The 19,706-nt window shown below is 70.3% G+C and carries 18 protein-coding genes; 8 read left to right on the top strand and 10 right to left on the bottom strand.

What is annotated here, in order from left to right:
- Nucleotides 1-123: 123 nt before the first annotated feature.
- Complete coding sequence (locus OM513_RS17125; RefSeq protein ID WP_264945898.1) at nucleotides 124-1,743, bottom strand: NAD(P)/FAD-dependent oxidoreductase; 1,620 nt, start codon at nucleotides 1,741-1,743, stop codon at nucleotides 124-126.
- A 90-nt stretch (nucleotides 1,744-1,833) separates the two neighbouring features.
- Here OM513_RS17125 and OM513_RS17120 point away from each other — a divergent pair, with 90 nt between their 5' ends.
- From OM513_RS17120 to OM513_RS17100, 5 genes are read left to right on the top strand one after another with little or no spacing between them, the layout of a single operon-like run.
- Entirely contained in the window at nucleotides 1,834-2,370 is a 537-nt protein-coding gene (locus tag OM513_RS17120; protein ID WP_264945897.1) for a DOMON-like domain-containing protein, read from the top strand.
- Between the two features lie 3 nt (nucleotides 2,371-2,373).
- A complete protein-coding gene (locus tag OM513_RS17115) occupies nucleotides 2,374-3,570 on the top strand; it encodes an exo-beta-N-acetylmuramidase NamZ family protein (protein WP_264945896.1) in 1,197 nt (398 codons plus the stop codon).
- Between the two features lie 47 nt (nucleotides 3,571-3,617).
- Entirely contained in the window at nucleotides 3,618-4,793 is a 1,176-nt protein-coding gene (locus OM513_RS17110; RefSeq protein WP_264945894.1) for a hypothetical protein, read from the top strand.
- 35 nt (nucleotides 4,794-4,828) lie between these two features.
- Nucleotides 4,829-5,950: a DUF2336 domain-containing protein gene (locus OM513_RS17105; RefSeq protein ID WP_264945893.1), complete on the top strand. Its 1,122-nt coding sequence runs from the start codon at nucleotides 4,829-4,831 to the stop codon at nucleotides 5,948-5,950.
- On the top strand, nucleotides 5,947-7,356 hold the full coding sequence (locus OM513_RS17100) for a sensor histidine kinase (RefSeq protein WP_380916364.1): 1,410 nt from the start codon (nucleotides 5,947-5,949) through the stop codon (nucleotides 7,354-7,356). Before OM513_RS17105 ends, OM513_RS17100 begins: the two co-directional genes overlap by 4 nt.
- On the opposite strand, the gene OM513_RS17095 is transcribed toward OM513_RS17100, so the two are convergent.
- Nucleotides 7,319-8,143, bottom strand: a complete 825-nt coding sequence (locus OM513_RS17095; protein ID WP_264945892.1) for a sterol desaturase family protein — start codon at nucleotides 8,141-8,143, stop codon at nucleotides 7,319-7,321. The genes OM513_RS17100 and OM513_RS17095 overlap by 38 nt on opposite strands.
- A gap of 87 nt (nucleotides 8,144-8,230) precedes the next feature.
- Nucleotides 8,231-9,079 carry a class D beta-lactamase gene (blaOXA, locus tag OM513_RS17090; protein ID WP_264945891.1) on the bottom strand — a complete coding sequence of 283 codons (849 nt, stop codon included), beginning with the start codon at nucleotides 9,077-9,079 and terminating at the stop codon, nucleotides 8,231-8,233.
- Between the two features lie 105 nt (nucleotides 9,080-9,184).
- On the opposite strand from blaOXA, the gene OM513_RS17085 reads away from it, so the two are divergent.
- Nucleotides 9,185-10,066, top strand: a complete 882-nt coding sequence (locus tag OM513_RS17085; RefSeq protein WP_264945890.1) for a LysR family transcriptional regulator — start codon at nucleotides 9,185-9,187, stop codon at nucleotides 10,064-10,066.
- A gap of 44 nt (nucleotides 10,067-10,110) precedes the next feature.
- Here the strand turns inward: OM513_RS17085 and OM513_RS17080 are convergent, their stop codons facing one another.
- The 3 genes from OM513_RS17080 to gltX all read right to left on the bottom strand — a co-directional run bounded on the left by OM513_RS17080 (nucleotide 10,111) and on the right by gltX (nucleotide 13,216).
- The gene (locus OM513_RS17080) at nucleotides 10,111-10,329 is read right to left on the bottom strand and encodes a hypothetical protein (protein ID WP_264945889.1); all 219 of its coding nucleotides are present in this window, start codon (nucleotides 10,327-10,329) and stop codon (nucleotides 10,111-10,113) included.
- A gap of 149 nt (nucleotides 10,330-10,478) precedes the next feature.
- Nucleotides 10,479-11,756: a citrate synthase gene (gltA, locus tag OM513_RS17075; RefSeq protein WP_264945887.1), complete on the bottom strand. Its 1,278-nt coding sequence runs from the start codon at nucleotides 11,754-11,756 to the stop codon at nucleotides 10,479-10,481.
- Nucleotides 11,757-11,776: 20 nt separating this feature from the next.
- Nucleotides 11,777-13,216: a glutamate--tRNA ligase gene (gene gltX / locus OM513_RS17070; RefSeq protein ID WP_264945885.1), complete on the bottom strand. Its 1,440-nt coding sequence runs from the start codon at nucleotides 13,214-13,216 to the stop codon at nucleotides 11,777-11,779.
- Between the two features lie 28 nt (nucleotides 13,217-13,244).
- Between gltX and OM513_RS17065 the strand changes: the two genes are divergently transcribed.
- A complete protein-coding gene (locus OM513_RS17065) occupies nucleotides 13,245-15,380 on the top strand; it encodes a ComEC/Rec2 family competence protein (protein WP_264945884.1) in 2,136 nt (711 codons plus the stop codon).
- A 90-nt stretch (nucleotides 15,381-15,470) separates the two neighbouring features.
- Nucleotides 15,471-16,358: a subclass B3 metallo-beta-lactamase gene (gene bla / locus OM513_RS17060; protein ID WP_264945883.1), complete on the top strand. Its 888-nt coding sequence runs from the start codon at nucleotides 15,471-15,473 to the stop codon at nucleotides 16,356-16,358.
- 4 nt (nucleotides 16,359-16,362) lie between these two features.
- Here bla and lexA read toward each other — a convergent pair whose 3' ends face one another.
- From lexA to OM513_RS17040, 4 genes are all read right to left on the bottom strand, one after another.
- Nucleotides 16,363-17,040 (bottom strand): transcriptional repressor LexA, encoded by a 678-nt coding sequence (lexA, locus tag OM513_RS17055; RefSeq protein WP_264945882.1) that lies wholly within the window; start codon nucleotides 17,038-17,040, stop codon nucleotides 16,363-16,365.
- A gap of 70 nt (nucleotides 17,041-17,110) precedes the next feature.
- A complete protein-coding gene (locus OM513_RS17050; RefSeq protein ID WP_264945881.1) occupies nucleotides 17,111-18,298 on the bottom strand; it encodes a molybdopterin molybdotransferase MoeA in 1,188 nt (395 codons plus the stop codon).
- An 80-nt stretch (nucleotides 18,299-18,378) separates the two neighbouring features.
- On the bottom strand, nucleotides 18,379-19,329 hold the full coding sequence (locus OM513_RS17045) for a PilZ domain-containing protein (protein WP_264945880.1): 951 nt from the start codon (nucleotides 19,327-19,329) through the stop codon (nucleotides 18,379-18,381).
- A gap of 148 nt (nucleotides 19,330-19,477) precedes the next feature.
- The gene (locus tag OM513_RS17040) at nucleotides 19,478-19,657 is read right to left on the bottom strand and encodes a hypothetical protein (protein ID WP_264945879.1); all 180 of its coding nucleotides are present in this window, start codon (nucleotides 19,655-19,657) and stop codon (nucleotides 19,478-19,480) included.
- Nucleotides 19,658-19,706: the final 49 nt, after the last annotated feature.

The following is a 19,706-nucleotide window of genomic DNA, read 5'->3' as shown; positions in this document are numbered from 1 at the left end:
CTCCTGCAAATCGGCGTTGCGGCCCGCCGGCGGGCGGTGCCGGGCGCGCGGCTAGCAAGCTACCGCCCGCGAAGTCAGGTGCAACCATTGCAACCGCCCTTTCACGGCCGCGCGGCGCGGGTTTCAGCGGAGCATTCCCGCCGCCACCGCCTCGGCCAGCTTGATCCCGTCGATCGCGGCGGAAAGGATGCCGCCAGCATAGCCCGCGCCTTCCCCGCCGGGATAAAGGCCGGCGGTGTTGACGCTCTGGAAATCGGCGCCGCGGGCGATGCGGATGGGCGAGCTGGTGCGCGTCTCCACGCCGGTCATCACCGCATCCGGATCGTCATAGCGGGCGATGCGGCGGCCGAACACGGGCAGCGCCTCGCGGAACGCCTCGATCACGAAACCGGGCAGGCAGGACGACAGATCGGTCATCGTCACGCCGGGCTTGTAGCTGGGGATCACCTCGCCCAGCGCGGTGGAGGGGCGGCCCGCCAGCAGATCGCCGACGCGCTGGCCCGGCGCCCAATAATTGGAGCCGCCTGCGACGAAGGCCAGATCCTCCCAATGCCGCTGGAGCGCGATGCCGGCCAGCGGGCCATCGGGATAGTCGCGCGCGGGATCGATGCCGACGACCAGCCCCGAATTGGCGTTGAACTCGGCGCGGCTGTACTGGCTCATGCCGTTGGTGACGACGCGGCCTTCCTCGCTGGTGGCGGCCACCACGCGGCCGCCGGGGCACATGCAGAAGCTGTAGACGGTGCGGCCGTTGGCGCAGTGGTGCGACAGCGAATAGGCGGCGGCGCCCAGGTCCGGATGCCTGGCGCAGGCGCCGAACTGGGCGCGATCGATCCAGCTTTGCGGATGTTCGATCCGCACGCCGATCGAGAAGGGCTTGGCCTCGATATGCACGCCACGGCGGTGGAGCATCTCGAACGTCGGCCGTGCGCTGTGGCCCACCGCCAGCACCACATGATCCGCCTCCAGGAAGCTGCCGTCGTGGAGGTGCAGCCCGCGCAGGCGCATGCCGCCATCGGGTGCGCGGTCCAGCGCGATGTCGTCCACGCGCGTTTGCCAGCGATATTCGCCGCCCAGGCCCTGGATCGTCTCGCGCAGGCTCTCCACCATGGTGACGAGGCGGAAGGTGCCGATGTGCGGGTGCGCCTCCCACAATATGTCGTCGGGGGCGCCGGCGCGGACGAATTCCTCCAGCACCTTGCGGCCCAGGAACCGGGGATCCTTGACGCGGCAATAGAGCTTGCCGTCGGAAAAGGTGCCCGCGCCGCCCTCGCCGAACTGGACGTTGCTGTCCGGGTTCAGCACGCCGCGGCGCCACAGGCCCCAGGTGTCCTTGGTGCGTTCGCGCACGATCTTGCCGCGATCGAGGATGATCGGGCGGAATCCCATCTGGGCAAGGATGAGGCCCGCGAAGAGGCCGCACGGCCCGGCGCCGATCACCACCGGGCGCTTGCCCTGCCAGCCATCGGGCGCATGGACCGGCGGGCGATAGGCCATGTCCGGGGTGGCGCGCACATCCTTGTCGCTCGCGAGGCGCGCGAGGACGGCGGCCTCGTCCGTCACATCGACATCGAAGGTGTAGACGAGCTGGATCGCGTTCCGGCGCCGCGCATCGTTGCCGCGCTTGAACAGCGTGAAGCCGCGCAGCTCCCCAGGCGCGATGCCCAGCCGCCGGCAGATCGCGGGCGCGACGGCATCGGCAGGGTGATCGAGCGGGAGGGACAGGCCGGAGAGGCGGATCATGGCGCGGCTTTAGGGGGGAACGTGAATGCGGCCAAGTCCGGCGCCGCCAGCGGCTCGACTTGGCGTGAGCGGGGCGGATAAGGATGCCCGATGAGCAGCTTTGGCCTGGTACCCCATCCTTCGACCGGTCCTTCAGCGATCAGTGAGGTTACCGTGGTCGTCACCCGGACGTTCGGCGGCATCGATCTCCGGTACCGGGTCAGGGGCGGAATCGACCGGCTGGTGGTGCCCGGAGCATCGCTCCCGCAACGTAGCGACGGCCTATGGAAGACCACCTGTTTCGAGCTGTTTGCCAAGCTCCATGACGAGGACGGCTATCAAGAGTTCAACTTCGCGCCGTCGTCGCGCTGGGCGGCCTACCGCTTCGACGGATATCGCAGCGGGATGCGCGAGGCGGCGATGTTCTACCATCAGATAACGCCGCGGTCGGAGCCCGGCTTGTTCGAACTCCACGTCAACGTCATCGCGGAGGAAATGGCCGACTTGGCTGTCTGGCAAGCCGCCCTCTCCGCCGTGATCGAGGAGACGGACGGTACCAAATCCTATTGGGCGCTGCATCATCCGCCGGGGAAGCCCGATTTCCATCATCCCGATTGCTTTGTGATCGATCTGCCGCCAGCAAGCTGAGCCATGCTCTTCGGTATCGATCGCCTGCTCGCCGACCCCGGACTCCGCAAGCCGCTGGAGGGGCGGCGCGTGGCCTTGCTGGCGCATCCCGCCTCGCTGACGGCGGATCTGACCCACAGCCTGGACGCGCTGTTCGCGGCGGGGATCAACGTCACCGCCGTGTTCGGCCCGCAGCATGGCGTGCGCGGCGACCTGCAGGACAATATGATGGAATCGCCGGATTTCACCGATCCGGTCTATGGCGTCCCCGTGTTCAGCCTGTACGGCGAGGTGCGCAGGCCCACGGGCCAGTCGATGCACACGTTCGACGTCATGCTGTTCGACCTGCAGGACCTGGGCTGCCGCATCTACACCTTCGTCACCACGCTGCTCTATGTGCTGGAGGCCGCCGCCGCGCACGGCAAGAGCGTGTGGGTGCTCGACCGGCCCAATCCCGCCGGGCGCCCGGTGGAGGGCACCACGCTGATCCCCGGGCAGGAGAGCTTCGTCGGCGCCGGGCCGATGCCGATGCGCCACGGGCTGACGCTGGGCGAGATGGGCCATTGGTTCGTCGACCATTTCAAGCTGGACGTCGACTATCGCGTTATCGCGATGGAGGGATGGGAGCCCGAGGCCGCGCCGGGATGGGGATGGCCGCCCGAGCGGGTGTGGATCAACCCCAGCCCCAACGCGCCCAACCTCAACATGGCCCGCGCCTATGCCGGCACGGTGATGCTGGAGGGCACGACGCTGTCCGAAGGCCGCGGCACCACGCGCCCGCTGGAGCTGTTCGGCGCGCCCGATATCGACGCGCGCGCGGTGATCGCCGAGATGGAGCGGATCGCGCCGCAATGGCTGGAAGGTTGCGTGCTGCGCGACATGTGGTTCCAGCCGACCTTCCACAAGCATGCGGGCCAGCTCTGCTCGGGCGTGTTCCTTCATGCCGAGGGGCCGCGATACCTGCACAACGCCTTTCTGCCCTGGCGGCTGCAGGCGGCGGGGTTCAAGGCGATCCGGCGGCTCTACCCCGATTATCCGCTGTGGCGCGATTTCGGCTATGAATATGTGTTCGACCGGCTGGCGATCGACGTGATCAACGGCGGCCCGGCGCTGCGCGAATGGGTGGACGACGCGGGCGCCGAAGCGGGCGACCTGGACGCCGTGGCCAGCCCCGACGAGGCGGCATGGCTGGCGGAACGGCGCAGGTTCCTGTTGTATTGAGCGGCCCCCCGGTTGCCCGCCGCCGCCAATCCGCCTAACCACCGCCAATGCTCGCAGGGCTGATCTTCGCCATCGAGGAGGCCGAGGACCGGCCGGGGATGCTGGCCGCCACGCTGCCGTTCGGCGGCATGACGCTGCTCGAATATCAGGTGCGGCTGCTGGCCGGCGCCGGGGCGGAGCAGGTGATGGTGGCGGTGGGGCGGATGACGCCCCAGCTTGTGAGCGCGGTGAACCGCGCGTCGCGGCCGGGCGTTTCGGTGGAGATCGTGCGATCCGCCGAGGAGGCTTCGGAGCGGCTGGACTATGATACGCGCGTGGTGGTGCTGGCCGACGGGCTGGTGACCACGGACAGCGTGATCGATTCGATGGCGTCCGAACATGGCGAGGCGCTGCTCGTCACCAACGACCCCAATTCGCCCGCCGCGATCGAGCGGCTGGACATGCGCGATAGCTGGGCGGGAATCGCGCGCGTTTCGGGCGGGCAACTGGGCGAGATCGCGCAGATGCCGGAGGATTATGATTTCCAGTCGGCGCTGCTGCGCGTCGCGGTGCAGGCGGGCGCCGAGCATGTGCCGCTGACCACGAGCTGGCTGCGCGGCGGCCATTCGGTGGAGCTGAGCGCGGCGGCGCTGGCGACGCGGAGCAACGCCGTGCTGGCGGCGCTGACCGAGCGGCGGACGAGTTGGGCCGATCGCTGGATCTTCACTCCAATCGCACGGCTGGCGCTGCCCGAGCTGACGCGGCGCGGCGTGCCCGGATGGGCGCCGCTGGCGCTGGGCGCGGTGTTGGGCGTGGCCGGCGTGGCGCTGGCCGGATGGGGATGGGAAGGCACCGGCATGGGCGTGACGCTGGCGGCGCTGGCGGCGCTCGTCACAGCCGCGGCGCACGCATCGCTGACGGGCGATCCGGCGCGGGCCTCCGCGATCGAAACGGGCGTGTTCGCGCTGGTCGCGCTCGCCACGCTGGTGCTGGGCGCGAGCGAGCGGATCGCGAGCGGCGAATGGACGCCCGCGGTGCTGGCGCTGGTGGCGGTGGCGGCGCAACTGCTGGTGGAGCGCAGCCGGGCGCGGCCGCGGCGATGGTGGTCCAGCCCCAGCGCGCTGCCGCTGTTGCTGGCGCCATTCGCGATGGCCGGATGGGCGGTGGCGGGGCTGGGTCTTGCGGCCGTCTACGCATTCGCCACATTGGCCGCCGCGGTTGAGACGAACCGCGAAAAAGCTTAGTCTGCTCTTAAGGACACTTCCGCTAGTCGAGGTCCATGTCGGACAACCCCGTCGACACGCGCGATGGCATCACCATCGGCGCCAAGAAGCTGCTTGCGCGTGCGGCTAGCGCAGACGCGCCTGCTTTCCATGCGCTGTCGGTGGCGATCGACGACTTCTTCATCCCCGAGGAATCGCGGCTGGACGAGCGCACGCGATCGGCGCTGGCCGTGCTGCTGCGCGGCATGGTGGAGACGGTGGAGGCCGAGATTCGCGAGCATGGCGCCCGCCTGCTCTCCGCGCGCGGGGCCGCCGGGGCGGCCAGGGCGCTGGGCGATGGGGGCAGCAGCGTGCTCGCGCGGCTCTCCCAATCGGGGCTGCTGCGCGATCCCGATCTGATGGCCGAGCTGATCGCGCGCGTGCGCCAGGAACTGGTGGGCAACGCGCTGCCGATGTCGGCGCCGGACGATCCCGAGCGGCCCAGCCTGATCAACCGATTCGTCCAGCACCCGGACCGGGTGGTGGCGGCGGGCGCGATGGGCGTGCTGATCGCCGAAAGCCGCCGCCGGGGAAGTCCCGAATCGGGACAGCTCACCCATACCGAGCTGCCCGCCGAGCTGCACCACCGGCTGGTCTGGTGGGTCGCCGCCGCGCTGCGCGAGCGCGTGGTGGAGGCCGGCGAGGCGGATACCGGCGCGCTAGACCGCGCGCTGAGCGAGGCGGCGCAGCGCAGCCTGGCCGCCTATGACGAGGGCGACCGGCTGGAGGCCGCGGCGATGCGCTTCGCCGCCGCGATCGACGCGCAGCCGGGCGAGCTGCCCGAGCTGCTGGTCGAGGCGCTGGGCGACCGGCGCATCGTGCTGTTCACCGCGCTGCTCGCCCATGCGCTGGGCGTGGGATATGCGATCGCGCGCGAAGTGGTGCTCGATCCGGCGGGCGACCGGCTGTGGCTGTCGCTGCGCGCGCTGGAGTTCGCGCGCGATACGATCGCGATGGTGGGATACGCGCTGTGCGAGGCCGATCCGCGGCGCGATCTGGAGAGCTTTGCCGACACGCTGCATTCGGTGGCGACGATCAACGCGGCCGAGGCGCGCGACGCGCTGGCGCCGCTGAAGCTGGACCCCGAATATCGCGCCGCCGTGCTGGCGCTGGGCCGCGCGCAGGGGCGGGCGCGGTGAACGCGATGGACCCCACGCTTCCCGTTGCGATCGGCAGGGTCGACAGCGAAGGCAGGCTGATCGAGGCCGAGGCGCGGCTGTTCGAGCTGAACGAGCGCGCGGGCGGCAGCATCGGCGCGCCGCTGGCCGTGCCGCAGATCGCCACGCTGGCGCGGCTGGCGCACCGGCTGGGCATCGGCATCTCGCGCAATGTGATCGCGGCCGATGGCGAGGACGATCTGGAGCTGTGGGTCCGTGCCGAGCCCGAAGCGGGCAGCGTGCGATTGCAGGTGAGTGGATGGCGGCCGCGTCCCGGCTGGCGCGCACCTGCCAGCGAGCCCGAGCGCGACGGCGATTTCTTCCGCTCCGCCGCCGATTTCCTGTGGGAAACCGATGCGTCGCTGCGCTTCACCTTCCTGTCGATCGAGGCGGGTGCGCGTTACGGCTTCGACAGCTCGACGATGCTGGGCCAGCCGCTGACCCGGCTGTTCGCGCTGACCGAGGACGAGACGGGCAATTTGCCGATCCTGAGCGCGGTGGCGGCTCAGGCGCGGTTCGACGGGCAGAAGGCGGAGCTGCGCGGCACCGGGCGGATCGTGCGGCTGGATGCGGCGCCGCGCACCGATCCCGGCGGGCGCTTCGCCGGGTTCACGGGCGGCGCGCACCTGATCGACGACGGCGCCCCCGCTGCCGCGCCGGTGCCGCGGCACGATCCGGCGGGGCCGGCGCTGCCCTTCGGCGGCTTTCCCGATTCGTTCAGCCAGCGGCTCGATCGCGCGCTGCGCGGCCCGCTGGGCAAGATCATCGCCAACGCGGATTCGATCAGCGCCCAGACCGAAGGGCCGCTGAAGCCCGACTATGCCGAATATGCCAGCGACATCGCCAATGCCGGCCGGCACCTGCTGGGGCTGGTGGACGATCTGGTGGACCTGCAGGCGATCGAGCGGACGGATTTCCGCACGGTGGCGGAGCCGATCGACCTGGCCGATGTGGCGCGGCGCGCGGCGGGGCTGCTCGCGGTGCGCGCGGCGCAGGCCGAGGTGCGGATCGACAAGCCGGCATCGGGCGAATCGCTGCCCGTGACTGGCGAGTTCCGCCGCTGCCTCCAGATACTGGTCAACCTGATCGGCAACGCGGTGCGCTATTCGCCGCCGGGCGCGCAGGTGTGGATCCGGCTGGAGCGCGAGGGCGCGATGGGCTGTGTGATCGTGGCCGACCAGGGCAAGGGCATCGCCGCCGAGGATCAGGAAAAGATCTTCGAGAAGTTCGGCCGCGTCGATCCCAGCGAACCGGGCGGCAGCGGGCTGGGGCTCTACATCGCCCGCCGCCTGGCGCGCGCGATGGACGGCGAACTGACCGTGGACAGCGCCCCCGGCATGGGCGCGCGCTTTATCCTGATGCTGCCGCTGCGCGATCCTGCGGCCTGAGCGGGGCGGCGGGTTCCTCCTGCGGCGCGCGCGGGCGCCAGGGCAGCGTCAACCATTCGCGCAGGTCGCGCGGCTGATCCGCCTCCGCCAGCCCCACCGCGGGCCATTCGCCCCGCCGCGGGAACCAGATCGTGCCGAACAGCCAGTCCCACAGCGGCGTGAAGGCGGCGAAGTTGCGATCGAAATGCCGCTCCTCCAGCGAATGATGGATCCGGTGATAGCGGTTGTCGACGAACAGCCGCCCAACCGGGCCGAAGCCGAAGCGCACCGGCGAGTGGATATAGGATGCGTGGAGATGGAGCAGCACCACCATCGCCGCCGCCGACTGGCCGGTGTCGCTGACGATCAGGCTGGTGGGCAGCAGGATCAGCACGGCCTGGAGCAACGGCTCGCTGATATGATGATAGGCGTTGACCGCATTCAGATCGCGGATCGCATGATGGACCGCGTGATAGCGCCACAGCCAGCGATGCTGGGCGCGATGGCACCAGTAGAAGAAGAAATCATAGACCAGCGCCCCGGCCAGCGGCGCCAGCACCACGGCCGCGATCCCCGTCCAGGTGAAATCGAGCGGCAGCACCACCAGCGGCGCCACGCCGAGCCAGTGCCAGAGGTGCTGATAACCCGCATGCACCAGCGCGCTGACCGGCAGCCACAGCGCCCAGAAGCCCAGCCCGGCCAGCCGGTTGCCGATCCGTTCCGGCCCGCGCGGCAGCAGCAGCTCCGCCGCGGTGATCAGCGCGAAGGCGAAGCTCCAGCCGAGCAGATAGGGCGCGATCCAGTCCACGCCGCGGGGTTCTAACGCCAGAACCCAAACAGGATGTTGATGCGCCGGGCCGGGCGACGCGGGCGCAACCAGGGCGAAACCACCCCCTTATCCCGCCAGGCGGGCGATCTCGCGCAGCATCCATTCGCGTGCGTTGGGGCCGCCCGCGCCATCGGGCATGCCGGTGCCAGCCATCAGCCGCGCGAAGACCACGCGGCGCTTGCCGCCCTTGGCCGTGGCCTTGTCCGCCCATCCGACGAACCAGCCGAGCGGCAGTTTGTCGTCGTACACGCCGTTCGCGTTCTTCAGCGATCCGCTGCCCGTCTTGCCATGGACGCGCCAGCCGCCCGCGCCATCGAACTGCGGCAGGATAGCCTCGGTCATCGCGTGCGCGCGCGGGCTGACGAGCCGGTGGGCGAGCATGCGGCGCACGAACTGAAGCTGCTCGTCGGGCGATATCAGCAGCGACGACATCAGCCAGCTATTGACCAGCCCGTCGTTCTTGCCGGGATTGCCGCGCAGGTCGCGGTTCCCATAGCCGAAGCGATCAATGTACGATTGGAAGCGCGCCATGCCGAGCCGCGCGGTGATCTCGCGCGAGTACCAGAGCACCGAATTGCCTTCCCAGCTTGTGGGATCGGTGCGCTGCTTGTCGGCGGCGCGGCTCGCGCGGTGAATTTCGGGGCGATAGTCCCATGCGGGCCTGTGGGCGTCGATCAGGATGCCCGCGTCATAGCCCATCAGGGCCAAGGGAATTTTGAAGGTGGAGCAGGGGCCGAACCGCGCCGTGCATTCGCCCGTGCGATGCAGGATGCGGCCCGTGGCGGCATCGGCGATCACTGTCGCCCGGATGCGAGGCGCGGGCGATGAGGCATTGGAAATATTTGGAAATCCGGCGATTCCGGCGCCCGCGGCGAGCAGAGCCGTGCGGGTGAAGGTGCGGCGATCGAGCGTCATTCGGTCTCTCCCAGCGGCGTTGCCCGCATGGGATAGGGCGGGGGAGGCGGGCCGCACAAAGGATCAAAGCTGGCAATAGACCCTAGGAAAACTTATGGATCGCCGATGGTTCGCCCGCACCTGCCGCTCAACGCGCTGCGCGCCTTCGAGGCGTCGGCCCGCCACCTTTCGTTCACCAAGGCGGCGATCGAGCTGTGCGTGACGCAGGCGGCGGTGAGCCACCAGGTCAACGGGCTGGAGGCGCGGCTGGGCGCGCAGCTCTTCCGCCGCCTGCCGCGCGGGCTGGCGCTGACCGACGAGGGGCTGGCGCTGCTGCCCACGCTCAGCGACAGCCTGGATCGCATCGCCGAGCTGGTGGAGGGCATCGCCGGGGGGATGGCGCAGCTATTGTCGGTGGCGAGCGTGGGCACCTTCGCCACCGGCTGGCTGATCCCGCGCCTGCCCGCGTTCCGCGCCGCCAATCCGCGCATCGACCTGAGGCTCTACACCAACAACAACCGCGTCGATCTGGCGGGGGAGGGGCTCGATCTGGCGATCCGCTTCGGCGACGGGGCGTGGCATGCGACCGAGAGCGTGCCGCTGATGGCCGCGCCGCTGACTCCGCTCTGCACCCCAGCGATCGCGCGGACGCTGGCGGGGCCGCGGGACCTGCTGGGGCACGAACTGCTGCGATCCTATCGCGCCGACGAATGGCCGCGCTGGTTCGCCGCGGCGGGGGTGGCCGCGCCGCCGCTGAAGGGGCCGGTCTTCGATTCCTCGCTGGCGATGGCCGAGGCGGCGATGCAGGGCGCGGGCGTGGCGCTGGCGCCGCCCGCGATGCTGGGCCGCGCGCTGGAGAGCGGCGCGCTGGTGCGGCCCTTCGCGGAAGAGGTGGTGACGGGCCGCTATTGGCTGACCTGGCTCAAGTCGCGCAGCGAGACCCCGGCGATGGCGGCGTTCCGCGAGTGGGTAGCGGGCGCGGCAGGGCCGGACGGTCCGCCGGGCTGACGGGCTCCACCCCAAGGTCTCCCCTGAAGGGCAGTGCCTGCGGGCTATTCCTCGCCCTTGCGCTTGCGATCAGGGGTCAGGCGGCCGGCGAGCGCCAGGATCACGCCCACGCCGGCCAGGATGCCGCCGCGCCATACCCAGGTGCGGTTGTCGATCATGAAGCTGTCCGCCGGTGCGCGGATGATGCCCAGGCCCTGGAGCAGGAAGATCGTGCCCAGCACCACCGCCAGGATGCCGCCCAGCACCATGATGTTCCGACGCATCGAGCCTCTCCTTCGCCGCGGGGGCGGCGCGTCCGCATCGTCGCGGTCCGCGCCGCCGATGTAAAGCGGCATCGGCGCCGGCGGTTCCCCGCTGTCCGGTTCAGGCCGATCCCCGCCGCGGGCTTCCCCCGGCGTGTTCCCGCTCGGGGTCAGCGCTGTTCGACGGGAATGTAATCGCGCTGGGTGGGGCCGGTGTAGAGCTGGCGCGGACGGCCGATCTTCTGATCGGGATCGGAGATCATCTCGTTCCACTGCGCCACCCAGCCGACGGTGCGCGCCAGCGCGAACAGCGCGGTGAACATCGTGGTGGGGAAGCCGATCGCCGACAGGATCACCCCCGAGTAGAAATCGACGTTCGGGAACAGCTTCTTCTCGACGAAATAATCGTCCTTGAGCGCCATTTCCTCAAGCTGGAGCGCGACCTCGAACACGGGATCGCTGACCTTCAGCGCGTCGAACACCTCGCGCACCGTCTTCTGCATCACGGTCGCGCGGGGATCGTAGTTCTTGTAGACGCGGTGGCCGAAGCCCATCAGGCGGAACGGATCGTTCTTGTCCTTGGCGCGGGCGATATATTCGGGGATGCGCTCCGGACGGCCGATCTCGTGCAGCATGTTGAGCGCCGCCTCGTTCGCGCCGCCATGCGCCGGACCCCACAGGCAGGCGATGCCCGCCGCGATGCAGGCAAAGGGATTGGCGCCCGACGAACCGGCGAGCCGCACGGTGGAGGTCGATGCATTCTGCTCGTGATCGGCGTGGAGGATGAAGATCCGGTCCAGTGCGCGCTCCACGGCGGGGTGGATCTCATATTCCTCGGCCGGCACGCCGAAGGTCATGCGCAGGAAGTTGCCGGTGTAGCTCAGGTCGTTCTTCGGATAGAGGAACGGCTGGCCCACGCTGTACTTGTACGCCATCGCCGCGATCGTCGGCATCTTCGCGATCAGCCGGTGGCTGGCGATCATCCGCTGGCGCGGATCGGTGATGTCGGTCGAATCATGGTAGAAGGCCGAAAGCGCGCCGACCACGCCGCACATGATCGCCATCGGGTGCGCATCGCGGCGGAAACCGCGGTAGAAGGTCGCGAGCTGCTCGTGCAGCATCGTGTGGCGGGTGATCGTGTAGTTGAACTTGTCGAACTCGGCCTTGTCCGGCAGCTCGCCGTTCAGCAGGAGGTAGGCGACCTCCATGAAGCTGGAATGTTCCGCGAGCTGGCCGATCGGATAGCCGCGGTGGAGCAGGATGCCCTCGTCGCCGTCGATATAGGTCAGCCCCGATTCGCAGCTCGCCGTGGAGGTGAAGCCGGGATCGTAGGTGAACTTGCCGGTGTTCGCGTAGAGCTTGCGGATGTCGACGACGTCGGGGCCGACGCTGCCCGACAGCACCGGATAATCGCGATCGCCGATGTTGATGGAGTTCGTCCCGGTCATCGCATCCGTCCTTTCGTTACTCAGGCGGGAACGGAAAGTTGGTCGGCGATGCGGCCCAGGCTTTCCTCGCGTCCCAGCAATAGCAGGACGTCGAATATGCCCGGGGACGTCCTGCGCCCGGTCAGCGCGGCCCTCAAAGGCTGCGCCACCGCGCCAAGCTTTGCCCCCGCATCGTCCGCGACCTTCCGTACCGCGGCTTCGAGCGCCTCCGTATCCCAGACTTCGGCCGCGTCAAGCGCGGCGTGAGTCCGGGCCAGCAGCGCCCGACCTTCGCCCTCTAGCAAAGCTATTGCATCCGCGTCCAATTTCAGTGGGCGCATGCGAAAAAGGAAGGCCGCGCCATCCGCCAGTTCGAGGAGATTCGCGGCGCGCGGCTTCAACGCGGGCATGCTGCGGTGCAGAAGATCGATATCCGATTCGCTACATTCGAAGTCCATGCGCGCGGCCACCAGCGCGGCGAGTCGCGCATCGTCGGCGGAGCGGATGTAATGACCGTTCAGGTTTTCCAGTTTCTTCAAATCGAACCGGCTTGGTGATTTTCCGACGCTGTCGAGCTCGAACCATCCGATCGCCTGATCGCGGCTGATGATCTCGTCGTCGCCATGGCCCCAGCCCAGGCGGAGGAGATAGTTGGACAGCGCCTCCGGCAGGATGCCCAGCTCGTCGCGATAGGCATCGACGCCCAGCGCGCCGTGGCGCTTCGACAGCTTGGCGCCGTCCGCGCCGTGGATCAGCGGGATATGGGCATAGACGGGCTCGCCCCAGCCCCCCTCGATACCCTGCATCGCGCGGTAGATCGGAAGCTGGCGGAAGGCGTTGTTGAGGTGATCGTCGCCGCGGATGACATGGGTGACGCCCATGTCGTTATCGTCCACCACCACGGCCAGCATATAGGTGGGCGTGCCATCGGAGCGGAGCAGGACGAGATCGTCGATCTCCGCATTCTGGACGGTCACTTCGCCCTGCACGCGATCGTGGATCGTCGTCGCACCCTCCGTTGGGGCCTTCAGGCGGATGACGTGCGGCGTCGCGGTGTCGTTGTGATCGCGGTCGCGCCAGGGCGATCGGATGCGCAGCGGCTTCTTGGCGGCCTCCGCCTCGGCGCGCATCGCGGCCAGCTCTTCCTGGGTCAGGTAGCAGCGATAGGCCGCGCCGCTCTCCAGCATCTTGCGCGCGACCTCCGCATGGCGTTCGGCGCGGGCGAACTGGAACACGGCGTCGCCGTCCCAATCCAGGCCCAGCCAGGTCATGCCGTCCAGGATCGCGTCGATCGCGGCCTGGGTGGAACGCACGCGATCGGTATCCTCGATCCGCAGCAGGAACTTGCCGCCGTGATGGCGGGCATGGAGAAGATTGAACAGCGCGGTGCGCGCGCCCCCGATATGCAGGAAACCGGTGGGCGACGGCGCGAAGCGCGTGACGACGGGCGCGGCGGCGCCGCTAACATTAGTTGCGCTCAACCGCGCATGCTCCCAGACTTGACGATCGATGGCCAGTTCAGCCGGGCACGCCCCTAGCACGGGCATTGTCTCCCTTCAAATCGCGGCGGCCCGGCTGCGCGACAGGCTGGAGCTTTGGCTGGAAACCGAGCGCGAGCAGCTCGTGCTGTGGCTGCCGGTGATGCTGGGCGCGGGGATCGCGGCGTGGTTCGCGCTGCCCGGCGCGGCGCACTGGATCGCGTTCCTGGCCGCGTGCGGCGGGCTGGCGCTGGTGGCGCTGGCGCTTTCCGGCGGGCGGCTGGGGCGCGCGATCGGCGTGGCGGCGATCGCCATGGCGATCGGGTGCGCGCTGGTCTGGTGGCGGGCGGAGAGCGTGGCGGTGCCCGTACTGGAGCGCGCGGCGATCGTGACGCTGACCGGGCGGATCGAGCGGGTGGAGCAGCTTCCCGCGCGCGGGCTGGTGCGGCTGACGCTGGCGGCGGACGTGCCGGGCCTGCCGCCGCGGCTTCGCGTCAACTTGGCGGAGCCGGATCTTCCCGCCGGCGCGACGCGCGGCGCGGTGATCCGGCTGCGCGCGCGGCTGATGCCGCCGCCCGCCGCCGCGGTGCCCGGCGCCTATGACTATGCGCAGGTCGCCTGGTTTCAGGCGATCGGGGCAACCGGGCGCGGCTTTGCGCCCGTGACGGTGGCGGCGCCGGGCGAGACGGCGGGGGCGGACCTGCGCGCGCGGCTCTCGGCGCATATCCAGTCGCAGGTGGCGGGCAGCGCCGGGGGCATCGCCAGCGCGCTCGCCACCGGAGACCGCGGCGCGATCAGCGAGGAGGACGCCGAGGCGATGCGCCGCTCCGGGCTGGCGCACCTGCTGTCGGTGAGCGGGCTGCATGTGACCGCGGTGACCGCGGCGGCGATGCTGATCGTGCTGCGGCTGCTGGCGCTGAGCCCGTGGCTGGCGCTGGCGTGGCGGCTGCCGCTGGTGGCGGCGGGCGCGGGCGCGCTGGCGGCGGTGGGCTATACCTGGCTGACGGGTGCCGAGGTGCCTACGATCCGGAGCTGCATCGCCGCGCTGCTGGTGCTGTTGGCGCTCAGCCTGGGGCGGGAGGCGATCACGCTGCGGCTGGTGGCGGCGGGGGCGCTGGTGGTGCTGCTGCTGTGGCCTGAGGCGCTGGCCGGGCCGAGCTTCCAGCTCAGCTTCGCGGCGGTGACCGCGATTGTGGCGCTGCATGAACATCCGCGGGTGCGCGGCTGGTTTGCGCGGCGCGAGGAGGGGCGGGGACGGCGGCTGCTGCGCGGCGCGGCGGGGCTTCTGCTGACGGGCGTGGTGGTGGAGGTAGCGCTGATGCCGATCGCGCTGTTCCACTTCCACCAGGCCGGGGTCTATGGCGCGCTCGCCAATATCGTCGCGATCCCGCTGACGACCTTCGTGATCATGCCGCTGGAGGCGCTGGCGCTGCTGCTCGACGTGGCGGGGATCGGCGCGCCGGCGTGGTGGGTGGCGGAGCAGGTGCTGCACCTGTTGCTGGGGCTGGCGCACCTGACCGCCGGAGCGCCCGGGGCGGTCGCGGCGCTGCCTGCGATGCCGGGCGGTGCGTTCGCGCTGATCGTGGGCGGCGGGCTGTGGCTGGCGCTATGGCGCAGCCGGGCGCGGCGGCTGGGGCTGGCGCCGCTGGCGGCGGGGCTGGTCTGGGCGTTGCTGACCCCGGCGCCGGACCTGCTGGTGACCGGCGACGGGCGGCATCTGGCGGTGCGCGCTGCGGACGGGGGCATGGCGCTGCTGCGCGATCGGGCGGGCGATTATGTGCGCGGAATGCTGGGTGAGAACGGCGGGGTGGACGATGCGCTGGGATCGCTCGCCGAACAGCCCTGGGCGCGATGCAGCCGCGACATCTGCCTGTTCGACGCGGGCGGGCGGCGGATCGTGGCCACGCGCAGCAGCTATATGTTGCGCTGGGAGGCGATGGCCGCAGTCTGCCGGTCGGCCGACATCGTGGTGAGCGACCGGCGGCTGCCGCAGGGATGCGCGCCGCGCTGGCTGAAGCTGGACCGCGAGACGCTGGCGCACACCGGCGGTGTGGCGATCCGCTTCGCCGACGGTGAGGTGCGCAGCGTGCGGACGCCGGGCGACCGGCATCCGTGGGTCGATCCGGTGCGGCTGTTCCCTGCGCCGCCGGAAACCGGCCGCCGCTAGTAAATCTAGCGGCTCAGGCGAGCTTTTGTCCTTTGCCTGCGGACCGGCGGGGTGGTTAGCACGGCGGCATACAGGCGAGAGGATGGACCGATGAGCGCGCTACCCCGCATTCTGATGCCCCTGCTTCTGATCGGCGCGGCGCCGGTGCAGGATCCGGACTGGAGCGACGCGATTGCCGAATGGACCACGCCGATGGAGCCTTTCCGTATCGCGGGGAATGTCCATTATGTCGGCACCGGCGGCATTTCGGCCTATCTGATCACCGGACCGGAGGGGCATGTCCTGATCGATGGCGCATTGCCCCAGAGTGCCGGGGCGATCGCCGCGCACATCCGCGCCCTGGGCTTCCGGGTGGAGGATGTGCGCTACATCCTGATCAACCACGCGCACTTCGATCATTCGGGCGGGCTGGCGGAGCTGAAGCGGCTCACCGGCGCCAAGCTGCTCGCCAGCGCGGCGGACAAGCCGGACCTGGAGGCAGGAAGGACGATCGGGCGTGACGACCTGCTCGGCTTTCCGGCGGTGGCGGTGGACCGGGTGATCGCGGATGGCGAGCATGTCCGCCTGGCCGGCATCGACCTCACGGTGCATGCTACCCCGGGGCACACCCCGGGCTGTACGAGCTGGTCGATGCGGGTGGCGGAGGGCGGACGTCCGCTGGACGTCGTGTTCACCTGCAGCATCACGGTGGCGGGGCAGAAGCTGGTGGGGAACGCCGGCTATCCGGATGCGGCGGATGATTTCCGCCGGAGCTTCGCCACCCTGCGGCGGCTGCGCGCCGACATATTCCTGAGCTTCCACCCGACGGTGTTCGGCATGGAGGAGAAGCGGCGCAGGCTGCTGGCGGGCGATCCGCTGGCCTTTGTCGACGCCAAGGAACTGGGCCGGGTCGTGGACGCCGCGGAGGCCGGGTTCAAGAAGGAACTCGCCGAGCAGCGGGCAAAGGCGGCGGAAGCCTCGGCCCCCGCCCGCCGATAGTGCCTCAATAGCGGCGCAGCAGCCCGGCCAGCCGGCCCTGCACGCGCACCTGATCGGGGCGGTAGCGCTGGGGATCGTAGGAGCGGTTCGCCGGATCGAGCCGGATCATCGCGCCTTCGCGGCGGAAATATTTGAGCGTCGCCTCGCTCTCGTCGATCAGGGCGACCACGATCTCGCCGTCGCGTGCGGTTTCGGTGCGGCGGATCAGCGCATAATCGCCGTCGAGGATGCCGGCATCGACCATGGAGTCGCCCGCGACCTCAAGCGCGTAATGCTCGCCCGCGCCAAGCAGCGCGGCGGGAACCGGCAGCATCGACGCGCCTTCCAGCGCCTCGATCGGCGTACCGGCGGCGATGCGGCCGTGCAGCGGGATCTCGATCACGTCATTCGCGGGCGCCGGCAGCGGCCGCGAAGCGGCGGAAGCCGGCGGCGCCTCGGCCGCAGGGGCGGGGCCGGACCGGTCCGAACGCTCGGGCATCTTGAGCACTTCGAGCGCGCGGGCTCGGTTGGCGAGGCGGCGGATGAAGCCGCGCTCCTCAAGCGCAGAGATCAGCCGGTGGACGCCAGACTTCGATTTGAGGTCCAGCGCCTCCTTCATCTCCTCGAACGACGGCGAGATGCCGGTATCGTTCAGGCGATCGGCGATGAAGCAGATCAGCTCGTGCTGCTTGCGCGTAAGCATCCGCCAGACACTCCCTAAGAACAGACGCGGAACGTTTACGCATTGTTCCAACAGGCGTCAACCCCGTCGGTCAGCCGATGTCGAGGATTTCCGCCGAGTCGCCTGCCGCGGCGGGCGGCGCATGGGGCTGGCGCACGATCAGGCAGCCCGCGCGGGCCAGCGTGCGCAGCATCGAGCTGTCCTGGATCGTGGAGGCATAGGCGCGGCCGTCGCGCAGTTCCGCGCGGAGATAGTCGGTGCGTTCGCCATTGGCGGGCAGCGGCTCGCCCAGCGTGGCGGCGCGGGGGCGCGGGAAGGGGTCCGGGGCGCCGGCCAGATGCGCCACCAGCGGGCGGACGAACAGCAGCGCGGTGACGAACGCCGACACCGGATTGCCCGGCAGGCCGACCACCACCGCATCGCCCAGCCGCCCGGCCATCATCGGCTTGCCCGGGCGCAGCGCGATCTTCCAGAAATCGATGTGCGCGCCCGCGGCGATCAGCGCGGGGCGGACCAGGTCATGGTCGCCGACCGAGGCCCCGCCGGTAGTGACCAGCACATCGGCGTCGAGCGCGCGGAACGCCGCCTCCAGCGCGCCGGCGCGATCGGGCAGGATGCCGAGATCGATCAGCTCCACCGGCAGGTCCGCGAGCTGGGCGGCGAGCATGGCGCGATTGGTCTCGGGAAGCTGCGCGTCTCCGATGGGCGCGCCTGGGGGCACCAGCTCGTCGCCCGTGGCCGCGAGCGCGACGCGGACGTTGCGGCGGACCGGCAGCATGCCATGCCCCGCGACCCCGGCGAGCGCGAGCCGCGCGGGCGTGAGCCGGTCGCCCGCCGCGATCAGCGTGTCGCCCGTGGTGAAATCCAGCCCGCGGACGCGGACGTTGCGGCCGCGGAAGGCGGGGCCTTCGCCCGCCAGCGCCAGCGCCAGCGCGGCGCCGTCGCGCGCGGCCTCTTCCTGCACCAGCACGGTATCGCTGCCGGGGGGCAGGGGGGCGCCGGTGAAGATGCGCACCGCCTCGCCCGCAGACACGCTGCCGGCGAAGGCACGGCCGGCGGCGCTTTCGCCGGTCACCGTCCACGGCCCCGGCATATCGGCGAAGCGGATCGCATATCCGTCCATCGCCGAGATATCGGCCGAGGGCTGGTCGCGCAGCGCCTGGACGGGCTCCGCCGCCCAGCGCCCGGCGGCCGCACGCAACGCGACCCGTTCGGGCGGCAGCGGGCCGGCCAGGGCGAGCAGGCGTTGCTGGGCATCGGATACGGGAAGCAGGGCCATGGCCCGCTTTGGCCGCGGCGGGGCGGCGGATGCAAGGGGGAGCCGGCCGGGAGGCGCCATGTTCCGGCCTGTGGGACAGCCTAACGCAGCGCCTTTCGCTGGGGGGCGAAGATGGCGAAGTCCTGCTCGCGCAGGGGCAGGCGGAATTCGGCGAGATAGGTGCCGTCTTCCCCCTCCACCACGGTTGCGGGCCAGCCGGCGATGCGCGGCAGCGCGATCCACAGCGGCGTGCCCTTTTCGAAATGCGCGCTCGCGTCGAATTCGACCAACTGGGGCGTCAGGCTGCGCACGCGCACGTTCCACCAGTTGGCGCCGCGGCGCACGCGCGCCGGCGCCTCGACGCGGACAGCGTCCTTGTGGGTGGCCAGGAAGCCGCGCAGCTCGTCGTGGAGCGCGCGGCGGGGCGCGCCGGGGCTGCCCTGGGTCGGGCTGTGCTGGGCGTGGCGCAGCCATGGCATCAGCACCTGCCACGCGACCTCCGCGTCGAAGGCGATGCCGGCATGGCCATCCTGCATCCAGCGCACATGGCCGGAGAGCGTGGGCAGGCCATCGAGCGCGATCTGGACCGCGTCGTCGGGCGCGAGATCGAGCGCGGTTTCTATCCCGACGCCGGCCTGGGAGAGGTTGCGCGTGCGGGCAAGCTCGAACTCGCGGCCGCAACGGATGCCGACGGTGTGGCGCAGCTCGATACGCGGCACGCGGCGGCGTTCGGCGGGCAGGATCGCCAGGTTGCGCGCCAGCGTGCCCACCACGTCCACCGGATGGACGAAGGCGAAGCCGGCCTCGCCCTCGGTAGCCCATGCAAGCGTGCCTTCGATCCGCTGGCCGTTGCGCAGCTCCAGGACCCAGGGCTCGCCGGGGACCAGCGCCTCGACGGTTTCAGGATCGACGCTGAGTGTTGCGCCCACGGCGCTGAGGCGCCGGATGGCGACCTGGATCCGGTCCTCAGGACCGGCCAGTATCGCGCTTTCGAGCGAATCCGAACCGGCCCCGCCGCCAAGCGGCACCAGCACCGGTGGATCGGCGCTCAACGAAAAAACCGTTGCCGACGCAAGCACTTCCGACATTCCGTCCCGCCCCTTCCCGCGAGGGGGACGATCCGCCGGGCGGACTAAGAAACTGTTAATCCGGCCCCCCGTTAACCTCCTATTCGGAGGCGCGCGCGCGGGCGCCGGGGCCTCAGAATCCCATGTGGCTGATATAGCCGTTGCGGCCCCACAGGCGGAACAGCGGGCGGGCCGGAGCCGGGCTGGCGGTTTGGGCCAGCAGTTCCTCGATCCCTGCGTCCACCGGACGGCTGCGATGCTCCGGCGCGGCGGGGCGGATGGCGTCGGCGCGGGGATGGGTCTGGGTTTCCATGGCTCGGCTTTCGTTAACCAATTCGCGGATGGAACGTGAAATTCCGAGC

It is taken from the genome of Sphingomonas canadensis (genome assembly GCF_026013525.1).
GTDB classification, from domain to species: Bacteria; Pseudomonadota; Alphaproteobacteria; order Sphingomonadales; family Sphingomonadaceae; genus Sphingomonas; species Sphingomonas canadensis.
This window is presented reverse-complemented; position numbering and strand designations above follow the sequence as displayed.